14 protein-coding genes are annotated in these 14,860 nt (G+C 67.6%); 6 read left to right on the top strand and 8 right to left on the bottom strand.

Annotation, left to right across the window (positions count from 1 at the left end):
- Positions 1–114: 114 nt before the first annotated feature.
- The 3 genes from DEU38_RS17575 to DEU38_RS17565 all read left to right on the top strand — a co-directional run bounded on the left by DEU38_RS17575 (position 115) and on the right by DEU38_RS17565 (position 2,999).
- A complete protein-coding gene (locus tag DEU38_RS17575) occupies positions 115–870 on the top strand; it encodes a hypothetical protein (protein WP_220181932.1) in 756 nt (251 codons plus the stop codon).
- A gap of 49 nt (positions 871–919) precedes the next feature.
- Positions 920–2,290 (top strand): glycosyltransferase, encoded by a 1,371-nt coding sequence (locus DEU38_RS17570; RefSeq protein WP_114722689.1) that lies wholly within the window; start codon positions 920–922, stop codon positions 2,288–2,290.
- Positions 2,291–2,357: 67 nt separating this feature from the next.
- Complete coding sequence (locus tag DEU38_RS17565; RefSeq protein WP_114722688.1) at positions 2,358–2,999, top strand: MspA family porin; 642 nt, start codon at positions 2,358–2,360, stop codon at positions 2,997–2,999.
- 141 nt (positions 3,000–3,140) lie between these two features.
- Here the strand turns inward: DEU38_RS17565 and DEU38_RS17560 are convergent, their stop codons facing one another.
- Both DEU38_RS17560 and DEU38_RS17555 read right to left on the bottom strand, forming a co-directional pair.
- Positions 3,141–3,803: an ANTAR domain-containing protein gene (locus DEU38_RS17560; RefSeq protein WP_181818828.1), complete on the bottom strand. Its 663-nt coding sequence runs from the start codon at positions 3,801–3,803 to the stop codon at positions 3,141–3,143.
- Between the two features lie 522 nt (positions 3,804–4,325).
- Positions 4,326–5,300, bottom strand: a complete 975-nt coding sequence (locus DEU38_RS17555) for a triacylglycerol lipase (protein WP_114722686.1) — start codon at positions 5,298–5,300, stop codon at positions 4,326–4,328.
- Positions 5,301–5,541: 241 nt separating this feature from the next.
- On the opposite strand from DEU38_RS17555, the gene DEU38_RS17550 reads away from it, so the two are divergent.
- Entirely contained in the window at positions 5,542–6,558 is a 1,017-nt protein-coding gene (locus DEU38_RS17550; RefSeq protein ID WP_114722685.1) for a magnesium and cobalt transport protein CorA, read from the top strand.
- A 64-nt stretch (positions 6,559–6,622) separates the two neighbouring features.
- Positions 6,623–6,970 (top strand): EthD domain-containing protein, encoded by a 348-nt coding sequence (locus tag DEU38_RS17545; RefSeq protein ID WP_114722684.1) that lies wholly within the window; start codon positions 6,623–6,625, stop codon positions 6,968–6,970.
- Here the strand turns inward: DEU38_RS17545 and DEU38_RS17540 are convergent.
- Positions 6,967–8,517: an MFS transporter gene (locus DEU38_RS17540; RefSeq protein ID WP_114722683.1), complete on the bottom strand. Its 1,551-nt coding sequence runs from the start codon at positions 8,515–8,517 to the stop codon at positions 6,967–6,969. The genes DEU38_RS17545 and DEU38_RS17540 overlap by 4 nt on opposite strands.
- Positions 8,518–8,600: 83 nt before the next feature.
- Between DEU38_RS17540 and DEU38_RS17535 the strand changes: the two genes are divergently transcribed.
- Entirely contained in the window at positions 8,601–9,164 is a 564-nt protein-coding gene (locus DEU38_RS17535) for a TetR/AcrR family transcriptional regulator (protein WP_114722682.1), read from the top strand.
- On the opposite strand, the gene DEU38_RS17530 is transcribed toward DEU38_RS17535, so the two are convergent.
- The 5 genes from DEU38_RS17530 to gmk all read right to left on the bottom strand — a co-directional run bounded on the left by DEU38_RS17530 (position 9,161) and on the right by gmk (position 14,823).
- Positions 9,161–11,143, bottom strand: coding sequence for a primosomal protein N' (locus DEU38_RS17530; protein ID WP_397484729.1), 1,983 nt, complete (start codon positions 11,141–11,143; stop codon positions 9,161–9,163). The genes DEU38_RS17535 and DEU38_RS17530 overlap by 4 nt on opposite strands.
- A 61-nt stretch (positions 11,144–11,204) precedes the next feature.
- Positions 11,205–12,416 carry a methionine adenosyltransferase gene (gene metK, locus DEU38_RS17525; protein WP_114722680.1) on the bottom strand — a complete coding sequence of 404 codons (1,212 nt, stop codon included), beginning with the start codon at positions 12,414–12,416 and terminating at the stop codon, positions 11,205–11,207.
- A gap of 173 nt (positions 12,417–12,589) precedes the next feature.
- Positions 12,590–13,873: a bifunctional phosphopantothenoylcysteine decarboxylase/phosphopantothenate--cysteine ligase CoaBC gene (coaBC, locus tag DEU38_RS17520; RefSeq protein WP_114722679.1), complete on the bottom strand. Its 1,284-nt coding sequence runs from the start codon at positions 13,871–13,873 to the stop codon at positions 12,590–12,592.
- Entirely contained in the window at positions 13,870–14,151 is a 282-nt protein-coding gene (rpoZ, locus tag DEU38_RS17515; RefSeq protein WP_114722678.1) for a DNA-directed RNA polymerase subunit omega, read from the bottom strand. Before rpoZ ends, coaBC begins: the two co-directional genes overlap by 4 nt.
- A gap of 105 nt (positions 14,152–14,256) precedes the next feature.
- Positions 14,257–14,823 carry a guanylate kinase gene (gene gmk, locus DEU38_RS17510; RefSeq protein WP_114722677.1) on the bottom strand — a complete coding sequence of 189 codons (567 nt, stop codon included), beginning with the start codon at positions 14,821–14,823 and terminating at the stop codon, positions 14,257–14,259.
- Positions 14,824–14,860 lie beyond the last annotated feature (37 nt).

The raw sequence follows: 14,860 nt of genomic DNA, 5'->3' as shown, positions 1-14,860 counted from the left end.
CGGCGTCCACCAACCACCGCCGACCGGCCCGAGGGTCGAATTTCGGACCGGTCGGCCCCTGGCGGGGACCGGCTGTCAGCACGACGAGGGAAATCCGAGCAGAAGGAGAACCACATGGCCCCCCACACCGTCACCAGGTTGCTGGGAGTGGTAGCGGTCGCAGGTGCGGCCGCCGTGACGGGTTGCGCGGCTGACGCGGCCCATGCCGACGATGCCGCCGAATACCCGTGGCACACCGACATCGTCGCGACGACGTTCTGGGTCGGCGAGATCTTCGACCCCACGGCCGAGGACGGCAGCCAGGTGATGTCGACGTACGACGCGAACTGGATCGAGAGCTACGGCGGGTGCGACGGCGTCTCGGCGGACGGGGACTGCCGGACGGAGCCCCGCACCGCCGACACCGGGTACTTCCCCAAGAACATGACGCCGCGGGAGAACCCCTTCTATCTCGATCTGCCCTTCGACGACGTCAACGACGAGACCGCCTTCGCGCAGCGCGGTGAGGTGATTCCCTGGGCCGACGAGTCTCCCTACCGCGAGCACGTCTCGGACCCCGCGTTCAGCCTGATGAAGAACCGCTGGGTGCGTCTGAGTAGCGGTGAAAATACGTGTTACGGCCAGATTGAGGATGCCGGGCCGGCGAACTACCACGATGCCGACTACGTGTTCGGCTCGGACGATCGCAGACCCGCCGACAACGAGTTCGACGGCGCGGGACTCGATGTCTCCCCGGCGCTGAACGGCTGCCTGGGATTCCGCGAACTCGACGGTCTGGGCGACCGCGTCGACTGGCAGTTCGTCGACGAGGACGACGTCCCTCCGGGCCCCTGGCGCACGATCGTCACCACCAGCGGCGTGCAGCAGTGATCGGTTCCGCTCTACACGACCCACTCATCCTTCGACACAAGGGGTTTCGATGGCGACTCTCATCTTGATCATGGTGCTCGTGTTCGGGATCAACACCCTCTTCTGGACGTCGGTCGGGATAGGGCGGGCGTTCACGTCCTGGTGGACCCGCTGGCGTGGAAGACCCTCCTCCGCCGCATCCGGTCCCCCGCCGCCGAATCCGGGCGACGTGGCCGTGCTGATCGCGGCGCACAATGAGGAACTCGTGATAACCGAGACGATCGACTCCGCAGGCTCGCTGGTCCCCATGTCCAACGTCTTCGTCATCTCCGACGGATCGTCCGACCGCACGGTCGACATCGCCCGTGCTGCGGGCGCCCAGGTCCTCGAGCTGAACCCGAACCGGGGCAAGGCCGGAGCGCTCGCCGCGGGACTCGAGCATTTCGGCCTGTGCCGGCGATTCGAGGTGGTGATGCTGCTCGACGCGGACACCGATCTGGCGCCGGACTACCTCACCACCGGTCTCGCCCAGTTCGCAGAGCCTGGAGTGGTCGCCGTCGCGGGCCGGGCCACCACGATCGCCACGCCGGACCCGCCTAACTGGCTGGGTCGATTCCTGGTGGCATACCGCGAGCGGGTGTACATCGCGGTGCAGTACCTGCTCAAGTACGGTCAGGCCGCACGCTGGGCCGATGCCGTCACAATCGCGCCCGGCTTCGCCAGCATGTACCGCACGTCGGCACTGGAACACATCGATGTGAGCGCTCCCGGACTCGTCATCGAGGACTTCAACATGACCTTCGAGGTCCACGCAAAGCGTCTGGGCCGCATCGCCTTCCATCCCCGCGCCGCAATTGCCTACACGCAGGATCCCGACAGTTTCCGCGACTACGTCAAACAGATCCGGCGCTGGACCCTCGGGTTCTGGCAGACGCTGCGTCGCCATCGGCTCCACGCCGGCCGATTCTGGGTGGCACTGGCGGCATACGTCGCCGAATTGGTCACCAGCAGCATCCTGTTCGTGCTCCTCGTACCACTACTGGCTCTCTCGGTCACCGCACAAGTCGTCGGGAACCTCGGGATCGGAACCTGGCAACTGGCGCAGGTGCTGCAACCCCAGACGCTACTCCTCGGCGTACTGGTTCCCGACTTCGTGCTGACTGTGTTTGCCGCCGTGATCAGCCGCCGTCCCCACTACCTGCTGTACGCCCTCGCCTTCCCTCTCATGCGTGTCGTCGATGCCGCGGTCTGCTTGAGGACACTGCCGCTTGCGTGGAGCAGTCGAGACTCCGGGGTGTGGCGTAGTCCCGCAAGGCGTTCACGATCTGAGCCACCCGCCGACGACGTAGCGGCGACCTCGACGACACAGACCACACCACCGCGACTGCGCGTGGTCGGAGACCACCAACACGAGCATCAGTTCCGAGGCGAGATCGCCTGACGACCTCCGGCACTGCGAGCACAGCGCACGACCGCCCATATCCGCACTACAGGTTAGGAATGTCGCAATGAATTCGGTGTCAATCCAAGCTCGTCCTCGGCGGTCCGCCGCCTGGTCGGCAGCCGCACTCCTCCCCCTGGCGGCCGCGTTGGCCCTCGTCACGTCGGGTGCCGCGGAGGCAAGCGAACGAACGGCGCCCACCCCGGCCGGCACGTTGACCGTGACGCTGGCGAACGATGTCGTCGAACCGGTTCCGGGTCTCACACTGATGCCGACCTCGAGGGAGGGCCTCGTCTCGATCTCGGCCGTCGCCACCGCAACGGGTGCCGGTTCCCAGGACATCACAAGCGGCAACCTCGACGTCGGCTACCAGGTCGGCTGCGCGGTCGATGTGTCCGGTGGCGTGCAGCTCGCGATCGAGATGCTGGCCGGCCCGGCGATCACGTTCCTTCCCACGCCCGGATTGGGCATGAACTTCGGTGTCGGACCATCGATCCTGATCAACCCCAAGCTCGGTACCTCTCAGGACGTTTCACTCGGCAAGCAGGTGTCGTACGGGCCGGAGTCCGGCGTGTCGCTCGATGCGGCACGCGTGAAGATCGACGGATGCCTCGGTGACGTCACGATTCGGCCGTACGCCGTCTACACCGTGACCACCGATCGGGGAAGCCACTCGGTCGCGACGTACGGGACCTCGCGCCTCCTGTGACCAACACCGACCAACACCGACCAACACTGATCAGCTCCGGCCGGCTCCAGCCGGCGCTGCTGGCCCGCATCGGACAGTGCGGGCGAGCAGCGCCGGCTGCAACCATTGGCGCCGAGGCGCTGCGACCGCGGATCGAAGCGGCTACACGCGCAGCTCGAGAGTCACGATCGCTTCCGCGACGGTGCGCACGGTGGCATTGTGCGAGCGGGCGTGACTCCGGATGAGCTGGTAGGCGGCATCGACGCCGATACCGTTGGCGTTCGAGATGATCCCCTTGGCCTGCTCCACGACGACGCGGCTCGTCAGCGCCCGTTCGAGTTGTCCGGACAGTTGCTCGAAGTGACGTACCGCCGACCTCTGGGCCAGGTAGACGGACGCCATGTCGGCCAGCACGCCGACCATGGAGATCTCGTCCTCGAGCCAACACCGCGGCCGATCCGAAATCAGGACGAGCACACCGAGTGCGCGCCCGTCGTGCACGAGCGGGAACAGCGCCAACGCCGCCACACCCGATCGTCGAGCCTCCGCGACGAACAGCGGCCAAGACTCCCGGTGATCATCGACTGCCGCGATGTGCAGAACTCTCCCGCGGGCGATGGCATCTACACCCGGACCGTCCGACACCAACTGAGCCAGACGGTCGAGGGGAACGCCCCTGCTGGTCGTCGAAGTCGGCAGCCCGTCCAGATCGGCCACGACTCCGCCGCCGGTCAGGGCGAGCAGATCCGAAACCAGATCGACCAAACCCGCCAGCACACGGTCGGTTTCGGATGACGCCGCCTGCAGCTTCGTGAATCTCTCCACGACGGCCACAAAACAACCTTGATCAAACAATCGACAGTCCCCCTGTTCGAGAATAAGACACCCCGACATTGGAAGATCCGACAGCCACCCACACACAGGAGTGGCGCTGACACACATTCCAGCCGATTCGTAATAGCCTCGAGATACAGATCCGAACGAGCTGTTTCCTGCCCCCGCCTCAACAGCCTCTCCCCCGTCCCGATGACGCGACGTCCACCGAGAACGAGGAAGCCCTGCAGGATAAAGCCTATCGGGTTCAGCATGGATCCCGGAACCGATTCGGAGCGCATATTTGAAGCATCAAGGACCGGACACTCACACCGAGAAGTCCGCGAATACTGTAACAATTGTTCACATTCACCTGGAGCAACGAAGGCTTGGCTGACCAAATTTGATCTTGTTTATCCAACCTTGATCCGGAAGACATAATTGACGGCCCGGCAACTTTCGTCGAGTCCGCAGGCTTCGAAAATTCTGGCAACTAATGATCGACTGGAAAAACCGATCGACACCCGCGTTCGATCACGAATTGCTTTCGACGATCATATCGACAATTCCGGCACCGAGGGGCACCGGCGCACACGCGGCCGCAGGAACCGTCGGGTCGAGGCTCTGCAGAACGAGACCGAGCGCGAATGGGTCGTAGACCATATTGAAGTGCCCGCCCCGGTTCTCCGGACACAGGTCCTGGACCGACAGATTCACCGCCCCGGGGTCGCGAAGGGCGATATTCGTGTGGGGCTGGATCATCTCGTCGTAGCGCGACCCGATGGTCGTGTACTCCACTCCCGGCACGGTGTCGCCGCCGGCGTTGAGCGCGGCCAGGAACGACGATCCCTGCATCTGTTGGCTGATCGCCTCGGAGGTGAGAAACTCGGCGATCCGGTCGGGGTACGGAAGCATTCGCAACAGCGGCACGAGTCCGAACATGATGCCGCCGTAGGTGGGTGAAGCCACCCCTACCCAACGATTGACCGCGGCGGCGCCGTCGAGGCGATTGACGAAGTACCGTGCCACAGTGGCGCCCTGCGAGTAGCCGACCAGATCGACCTCCACCGCTCCGGTGGCCTCGCGGACCTGCTCCACGAACTTCCCCACCTCACGTGCGCTGTGGGCGATGTCGGCGCGGGCGTACTTCCCCGGTTTGCCGTCCGAACCGTAGTTGAGGCTGAACACGCAGAATCCTCGTTCGACGAGCATCGGCGACAAGGCCGCCCAGTCGGAGTACGAGTCCGAGTCGCTGCCGTGGACGAGGACCACCGGATTGGGGTGATCGCTTCCCGGACGGCAGCGAAAATCGTTCGCGCCCAGTGGAGCCGAGCCCGGATGTTCCTCCGCGTACCGCAGCGCCTCCGCGTGCCGGGTCTGGATCGGCCCCGGATCCACCGGCACCACGAAGGTGGGCGCCGAACCGTCGACGTCCGGCGCCGGGGCCGCCTGGGCCCCCGAGACCGTGACGACCGCCGCCGTCACCGCCGCCGCGCCGGTGGCGAGCACTCTCCCGAAAAGTTTCACCGCACACCTCACTTCGCCCGAACGACCGGTCGTGCCACTGCAGCGTGTCTAGCAAGATCACGCCCACTCCGCACGGCGGGCAGGCGCACCGACGGATAACGGTCTCGCCACGAATCTCCGCGCGAACGGCCCCGGGCACCGGACGATCACGGTCGCGCAATGGCGCACGAATCCACTTCCACATGGTGGAATTGGGGTCCATCGCCGACCGAACGGGGCCCGGATGACCATCGTGGACAACGCCGTCTACGTCGACGGCGCGCGGGTGGACAGCCCGACGTCACTGGACAACACCTACCGCACGATGCGCCGATTGGACGGGATGGCGTGGATCGGACTGTATCGCCCCGACGCCGCCGAAGTGGAGTCGCTGGCACGCGAGTTCGACCTGCACCATCTGGCCGTGGAGGACACGATCGCGGCGCACCAGCGCCCCAAACTCGAGCGCTATGACAAGACCTTGTTCGTCGTGCTCCGCCCCGCCCGGTACCTCGACGACGTCGAGAAGGTCGAGTTCGGCGAGGTGCACGTCTTCGTCGGACCCGACTTCGTCGTGACCATCCGACACGCCGAGGCCCCCGATCTCGCCCAGGTGCGCCGACGGCTCGAGGCGACGCCCGAACTGCTGTGCCTGGGCCCCGAGGCGATCCTGTACGCGATCCTCGACCAGGTCGTCGACGAGTACCTGCCGGTCGCGGCGGGACTCGAGAACGACATCGACGAGATCGAGAACCAGGTGTTCACCGGCGATCCGGCCGTCGCACGGCGCATCTACGACCTGTCCGGCGAGGTGATCGACTTCCAGCGCGCGACGCACCCGCTGGTGTCGATGCTCGAGGCTCTCGAACGCGGTTCCGACAAGTACCACGTCGATGTCGAACTCCGGCGACACCTGCGTGACGTCCTCGACCACACGATCCGGGTGATCGAGCGCGCCGACTCGTCGCGCGCGCACCTGCAGACCGCGCTCACCGTCCACGCGACACTCGTCGCTCAGAAACAGAACGAGGAGATGCAACGGCTGACCATGACCAGCCTCGCCCAGAACGAGGAGGTCAAGAAGATCTCAGCTTGGGCCGCAATCCTTTTCGCACCGACACTGGTGGGCACCGTCTACGGCATGAACTTCGAGGACATCCCGGAGCTGAGTTGGCAGTTCGGGTATCCGATGGCGGTCCTGCTGATGGTCGCGACATCGGTGACACTGTTCTTCGTGTTCAAGCGTCAGCACTGGCTCTGACCCGCTTTCCGGTGAGCGAGATCACAGCTCGCCCCGGTGATGCTGAGCGACATAGGGTCCCGTCATGATCAAGGCCGTCGCACTGCTCGCCCGCAAACCCGGACTGTCGCACGCCGATTTCGTCGCGTACTACGAGGACAACCACTCGAAACTGATCCGACGTCTGCTGCCGCAGATCCGTGAGTACCGCCGCAACTATCTCGACCGCGACTCCGGGATCGGCGCGGACGGTGCAGCCGACCCGGACTTCGACGTGATCAGCGAGTTCGTATTCGACGACCGGGTCGCCTACGACGCCATGCTCGCCACACACGCCCGACCCGACGTCGCGGCGGCGATCGAGGCGGACGAGGCGAACTTCCTCGACCGCTCGCGCACCCGGATGTACGTCGTGGACGTGCGCGAGAGCTAGGGCAGGTCGACGCCCACGGGACCGGGCCGGGGCCGCAGCGTCAGCAGCGCCAGGCCCGCCGCCATGATCATCAGCACCGTGCCGATGCCCGAGGTGAAGCCGACGCCGGTGTCGAACGCGTGCCCGGCGGACTCGAGCAGCGCGGCGCCCTGTTCCGCCGGAAGGCCGGCCGCGACCTGATGGGCGCCGCCGAGGGTCTCGCGCGCGGTCTCCGCAGCGTCTGCGTCGACGCCCTCCGGAACGACGAGATTCGAACGGTAGGAGGCGCTCAGGATGGTGCCCAGGATGGCCGTGCCCAGGACCGCGCCGAGCTCGTAGGCGGTCTCCGATACCGCGGACGCGGCGCCGGCCTTCGTCGCGGGCACGCTCGAGACGATCAGGTCGTTGGAGATCGTCTCCGCCGCGCCGATACCGGCACCGAGGAGCGCGAACGCGACGAGGATCGGCGCGACCGAGCTCGGTGACGCGAACGCGAACACGGCGGCGTAACCGAGGGCCGACACCAGCAGCGCGACCACCACGACGGTCACCGGCTTCACCCGGCGGACGAGCGGGACCGCTGCCAGTCCCGAGACCACCATGACCGCCAAGCCCGGAAGCAGGCTGATGCCGGCCTGCATCGGGCTCTGGCCGATCACGAGCTGCAGGTGCTGCGAGACGAAGAACAGGAAGCCGACGAGCGAGAACACACTGAGCAGGTTCACCACCACCGCACCCGAGAAAGTGGGCACCGTGAACAATCGCACGTCCAGCATCGGATCGGGCCGCCGCAGCTGACGCCGGATGAACAGCGTCGTGGCGGCGACGCCGACGATCGCGGGCACCAGGGTGTACACGAGCGAGCCGTCCTTGGCGATGTTCTTGATCGCGTACACGATCGGCGCCAGCGCGAGCAGTGACAGCGCGATGCTGACCGGATCGATCCGGCCCGGGTTCGGGTCCTTGGATTCGGGCACGAAGATCGGCGCCAGGATCAGTAGCGGGACAAGCACCGCGATCGCGAGCAGGAACACCGAGCCCCACCAGTAGTGCTCGAGCAGGAACCCGCCCACGATCGGACCGAGAGCAGCACCGGCGGCGAAGCACGCCGCCCACACGGCGATGGCGAGTCGGCGCTGCGTGGCGTCGATGAAGATGTTGCGCAGCAGCGACAGCGTCGAGGGCATCAGCATCGCGCCGAAGAACCCGAGCGCGGCCCGCGCCGCGATCAGTGTCTGCGGGTCGGGGGCATAGGCGGCGAACGTGGACACCGCGGCGAAGCCGGTGGCACCGATGAGTAGCAGCCGCCGACGGCCGAACCGGTCGCCCAGGCTGCCCATCGACACGAGTAGGCCGGCGAGGACCAGCGGGTAGATGTCGATGATCCACAGCTGCTGCGCGGCGGAGGGGCCCAGCGTCTCCGTGATCGACGGCAATGCGAAGGCCAGCACCGTGTTGTCGACGGAGACCAGCAGCACCGGGAGCATGAGAACCGCGAGCGCGATCCATTCCCGCGGGCCGGCCAGGGCGGCGGGCTGGGCTCGTTCGATGCGAGTGTCGGTCGACATGAAAGCTTCCTGATCGTGGGGTGAGCAACGCCCGTTACTGTACCAGCCGGACGGTGCAGTAACGAGCGGCTATCGTTCGTCTCATGCCACCGCCACCCGCCGCCCGCGCCAAGCTGTTGGACGCGTTCATCCAGATCCTGATCGAGCAGGGGGAACGCGCAGCGACGCTCGAAGCCGTCGCCGCGGCCGCGGGCGTGTCCAAAGGCGGTCTGCTCTACCATTTCGCGTCGAAGGACGCCCTGGTGGCAGGGTTGGCCGAGCACCTCGAGGGATTGGGTGCGGCCGACGTGGAGGCCATGCGCACCGCGCCGGAGGGCCCGGCCGCCTACTACGTACGGACCTCGAACTATGAGGACACGGTTCTCGACCGGGCCATCGTCGCGACGATCTGTCTGAGTCAGGGTGCCAATACCCGCGCCCAGGACGCCCTGCTTCGAATCCGCGACTGCTGGATGGACGCGATGGCGGAGGAGATCCCCGACCGCGCGATCGCGCAGACGGTGATGTTGATAGGCGACGGCCTGTACTACAACGCCGCGATGTCCGGCACACCGAGCATCGTCACCGACGACGAGATGAACGAACTACTCACCATCGTGCGACGCATCATCGGTGACGCCCGTGCCGGCGCGGAGGGCCGCTCCTAGCCGATCCGAAGCGGATCCACCTGGACGCGCACCGGTCCGGCGGACCTGCGGGCGCTGCGGACGGCCTGCGCCTCGGCCAGGCCTTTCGCGAGCTCCCGCCCCGCACTACGGGGCACGCGAACGAGCATGCGCTCCACGTCCTCCGGCTCGGGCTCGTCACTCGAGAACGGCAGCCGCTGGCCCGGCGGTAGCGGCACCGGGCCGAGCACCTCGGCCGAGTCGGGCAGCGAAGCGAGTTCCAGAAGCTCGGCGACCGACGCCGCCGTACCGTCGACCGCCGCCATGTGCGCCGCCGGCGGAAAACCCACCTCGGCACGCTCCGCGAGCTGAGCCTGCGCGTGCCACAACGGGTCCCACCGAACCAGCGCCTGGACGGTCGGAATCCCGGAGTCGGCGACCACCACCACCTCGCCGCCGTCCTGATGCGAACGCACCAGCGCCGACGCGGTCATCCACCGCCGCAACGTCTCCTCCGCGGCCCGCAGGTCGGCGCGGCCGAGCAGAGCCCAGCCGTCGAGCAGCAGCGCCGCGCCGTAACCATCGGGCATCACCGGTTCGGCGCCCACGGTCGAGACAACCAGTTTGGGGCCCGGCGCGATCTCGGCCTTGACGTCGGCACCCCCCGAAGTGTGCACGGCGACACCCGGAAACGCGCGTCCGAGCTCCTCGGCGGTCCGTCCCGCTCCCACCACCACGGCCCGCAGCGCCCGCGCCCCACACGCGTGGCACCGGTGGTTGGCGTCAGCGACACCGCACCAGCGACAGGTCGGGGTACCGGCACCGTCCGGTCCGGTGGCCGCCGGTAGCGACAGCGGGCCGTTGCAGCGGCGACAGCGCGCGGGTGCACGACACTTCGCACACGCCAGCGACGGAACGTACCCGCGGCGTGGAACCTGAACCAGCACACCGGCACCCGCGGCGATCGCCTGTCGCGCCGCCGCGAACGCGATCGCCGGCAGGCGGGCCGCCCGCGCGCCCGGATCGCGGGCCAGGGCGTGGTCGCTGTCGGCGAGGGCCGTCACCTTGGGTGACCGCGCGCGCACCACGTCACGCGGGGCGACCAGGTCGTGCGCCCAACCCGAATCCACGAGGGCCTGGCCCTCCGCGGTGCGCGAATGTCCCGCGAGCACCAGCGCGCAACCGGTGCCGTGCGCCCGCAGCAGCGCAACCTCTCGCGCGTGCGGGTACGGCGAGCGCGGCTCGGACAGGTTGTCGTCGCCGTCGTCCCACACGATCATCAGGCCGAGGTCCGGCGTCGGAGCGAACACCGACGCGCGGGTACCGACGACCACCCGGGCGGTTCCCCGCAGCGCGGCCAGCCACCGCCGATACCGGGCGGACGGACCGAGACCGGCCGCGAGACCGACCACGTCGTCCTTCCCGATCACCGACTCGCACGCGGCGAGCACCCGGTCCAGGTCGCGCTGATCGGGCACCACCAGCACCACACCCCGCCCCGACGCCGCGACGACACCGGCGAGTTCGGCGATCCGGGTGGCCCAGTCCTCCCCCGGCAGGGCCTGCCACACCGCGCGTGGGCCGCGCCCCGATTCGAGGGCCTCGACGAAATTGAGACCGTGCACGTACGCGGACCACGCGTCACGGTCGACCTTCGGCGCCTCGGGGACGGGCCGCTCGGCGGCCTCCTCGGACTCGACCTTCGCGTGCCGCGGCGGCACGGCCAGGCGCAGGACGTCCGCACGGGTCCCCGCGTACCGCTGCGCCACCGCGTCGACCAGGCCCCGCACCTCGGGGGTGAGGACGCGCTCGGCGGACACCACCTTGTCGAGCCAGCCGAGCTTGCCGGTGTGGTCACTGGAATCGGCCCGTTCGAGCAGGAAACCGTCGACGAGCCGCCCGGCGAACCGCACCCGCACGCGCACCCCGGGTCGGGCCTGCTCGTCGAGGTCGGCGGGAACGAGGTAGTCGAACTCCCGATCGAGATGGGCGAGAGGAAGCAGCGGCAGCACTCGCGCCACGGGCGCGTGTGCTGCCGCTGTCTTGTCGGTGCCGCTCAGCGAGCTGACTTGTCGTCGACGGTCAGAGACCGGCCGCCGCGCGCAGCTTCTCGGCGCGGTCGGTGCGCTCCCACGGCAGATCGATGTCGGTACGGCCGAAGTGGCCGTACGCCGCGGTGCCCGCATAGATCGGGCGCAGCAGGTCCAGGTCGCGGATGATCGCGCCGGGGCGCAGGTCGAAGACCTCGCTGATCGCGGTCTGGATCTTCTCCGGGTCGGTCTTCTCGGTGCCGAACGTCTCGACGAACAGACCCACCGGGGCCGCCTTGCCGATCGCGTACGCGACCTGGACCTCGATGCGGTCCGCGAGGCCCGCCGCGACGGCGTTCTTGGCGACCCAACGCATCGCGTACGCCGCGGAACGGTCCACCTTCGACGGATCCTTGCCGGAGAACGCGCCACCACCGTGCCGGGCCATGCCGCCGTACGTGTCGACGATGATCTTGCGACCGGTCAGGCCGGCGTCGCCCATCGGGCCGCCGAGCACGAACTTGCCGGTCGGGTTGACGAGCAGGCGCACGTCCGAGGTGTCCAGCTCGATGTCCAGCTCGGACAGCACGTGGCCGAGGACCTTCTCGCGCAGATCCGGGGTGAGCAGATTGTCGAGGTCGATGTCGGCCGCGTGCTGCGTCGAGATGACGACGGTGTCGAGGCGGACCGGGCGGTCACCGTCGTACTCGATGGTGACCTGGGTCTTGCCGTCCGGACGCAGGTACGGCAGCACGCCGGTCTTGCGGACCTCGGTGAGGCGACGCGACAGACGGTGCGCGAGCGCGATCGGCAGCGGCATCAGCTCGGGGGTATCGGTGCAGGCGTACCCGAACATCAGGCCCTGGTCACCGGCGCCCTGACGGTCGATCTCGTCGTCGGTGGCACCACCGACACGCGCCTCGTGCGAGTGATCGACGCCCTGCGCGATCTCGGGCGACTGCGCGCCGATCGCGATGTTGACGCCGCACGAGTTGCCGTCGAAGCCCTTGGCGGACGAGTCGTAGCCGATCTCGAGCACCTTGTCGCGAACGATCTTCGGGATGTCGACGTAGGCGGAGGTGGTCACCTCGCCGGCGACGTGCACCTGCCCGGTCGTCACCAGGGTCTCGACCGCGACGCGGCTGCGCGGATCCTTCTCGAGCATCGCGTCGAGGATGGAGTCACTGATCGCATCACAGATCTTGTCCGGATGACCTTCGGTCACGGACTCACTGGTGAATAGCCGCTTGCCGGACGTGCTCACAGATCTCCCTCTCGACGTTCTGTCCAGGGTCCGTGTCCCTCGAATCCGACGACGCGAATTCGGTTGGCCCCGATACGACACCTGAGCTGATTTTCGTTTCTACTTCTATTCAATACCGCGCTCGACCCTAGTGCCAGAAAGCGGGTCCCGGCGGCGATCGCCACCGGAGTGTGTTACTCGGGAACGAGCAGCGCTGCGAGTGCATCGAGCACCCGACTGGCCATCAGTGACTTCGACCCGGGCTCGATCGCGGACTCGGTACCGTCGGCGCCGAGCAGCCAACCGTCGTTGTGGTCGACCTCGAAGGCCTTACCCTCACCGACAGCGTTGACGACGAGAAGATCACAACCCTTGCGTGTCAACTTCGTTCGCGCATGATCGAGAACACTGCCCGACGCGTCACCGGTCTCGGCCGCGAAACCGACGATCGCGGTCGCGGTATCGACGGTTCCGTCCCGTCGAGCCTGCACGAGACCCGCGAGAATGTCCTCGTTTCGGATCAGCGGAATCGAATCGGGTTCGTCGGCGCCCTTCTTGATCTTGCTGGTGGCGACGGTGGCCGGCCGGAAGTCCGCCACCGCGGCCGACATGATCACGGCATCCGCATCGACGGCGTGCTTCATGACCGCCTCGCGCATCTGCTCCGCGGTCCGCACATGGACGACGTCGACGGCAGCGGGATCCGCGAGTTCGGCCGTGGCACCCGCCACGAGCGTCACCTCGGCGCCACGCTGGGCTGCGAGGCGCGCGAGCGCGTACCCCTGCTTACCGGAACTACGGTTCCCGAGGAACCGCACCGGGTCGAGGGGTTCGCGGGTACCGCCGGCCGAGATCACGACCCGTCGCCCCTCGAGATCCCGGGGCAACGCGGCCGGTCGCTCGAGCAGGAGCGACGCGAGCGCGACGATCTCCTCGGGATCAGGCATCCGGCCCGCGCCGGTGTCCTTGCCGGTGAGCCGACCGGACGCCGGTTCGATCACGGTGTTGCCCCGCTCGCGCAGGGTCGCGACGTTGCTCACCGTCGCGGGGTGCTCCCACATCTCGGTGTGCATCGCCGGAGCGAACACGACCGGACAACGCGCGGTCAGCAGCGTCGCGGTCAACAGATCGTCGGCACGACCGGAGACGGCCCGGGCCATGAGGTCCGCGGTGGCCGGCGCGATGACGACCAGGTCGGCCTCCTGGCCCAGACGCACATGCGGCACCTCGGGCACGTCGGCGAACACGCCGGTGTGCACGGGGTTGCCGGACAGCGCCTCGAAGGTGGCCCGACCGACGAACTGCAGCGCAGACTCGGTAGGAATCACCCGGACGTGGTGACCGCTCTCGGTGAAGCTGCGCACGATCGCACAACTCTTGTAGGCGGCGATCCCGCCGCCGACACCGACGACGATCCGCTTGGGGCCCTCGGATGCCGTGCCGGGTTCGCGCTCAGGCACGGACGTTGCTCCGCTCACTCGCCTTCGGTGTGCTCGAGCAGGTCGGCGTGGATCTCGCGCAGCGCGATGGACAGCGGCTTCTCCTGCAGACCCGGCTCGACGAGCGGGCCGACGTACTCGAGGATGCCGTCACCGAGCTGGTTGTAGTAGTCGTTGATCTGCCGGGCGCGCTTGGCCGAGTAGATGACCAGCGCGTACTTGGACGACGTGCGCTCGAGGAGCTCGTCGATCGGCGGGTTGGTGATGCCGAGCGGGGTGTCGTAGGCAGGCAGGGCACGACCTGCGGTGTCGGACACTACTGCTTCGGTGCTGCTCACTCGGTTCTCCTGAACTTGACTGGAAACTGTCAAATTGAATGTCGGAATTAGGGGCAACGGCACTTGGTCAGGACCGGAAAGGACCTAGACCTGTCGTCCAGCCAACAAGGATACCAACTCATCGCAGGCCTGGCTGACGTCCTCGTTCACGATGACCGTGTCGAACTCGTCCTGGGCCGCCAATTCGACCTTCGCAGTCTGCAGGCGGCGCTCGACGACGTCGGCCGGTTCGGTACCGCGACCGGTCAACCGCGAGACCAGAACGTCCCAGCTCGGCGGTGCCATGAACGCCAGGATCGCTTCCGGCATCGACGCCCGCACGGAGCGGGCACCCACCAGATCGACCTCGAGCAGCACCGGCTTGCCGTCCGCGAGCGCCTGGCGCACCGGCTCGGCCGGAGTACCGGAGCGCTGCAGGCCACCGTGGATCTCGGCCCATTCGAGCAGGTCACCGGCGGTGATCATGCGGTCGAACTCTTCCCGCGAGATGAAGTGGTAGTCCTGTCCGTCCACTTCGCCCGGCCGCGGGTCCCGGGTGGTCACCGAGACGCTGAAGACGATCTCGGGCATACGTTCACGCAGCAACCGGACAACGCTGGACTTACCCACGGCCGAGGGGCCGGCCAGTACTACCAGCCGGCCCCTCCGCACTGCGCTGCCATCCTCGGTCGAGGCCGAGGTGGCGTTG

Source organism: Rhodococcus sp. AG1013, assembly GCF_003350365.1.
Taxonomy (GTDB): Bacteria; Actinomycetota; Actinomycetes; order Mycobacteriales; family Mycobacteriaceae; genus Prescottella.
The sequence above is the reverse complement of the archived record's forward strand: the minus strand, read 5'-3'. Positions and strand labels throughout refer to the sequence as shown.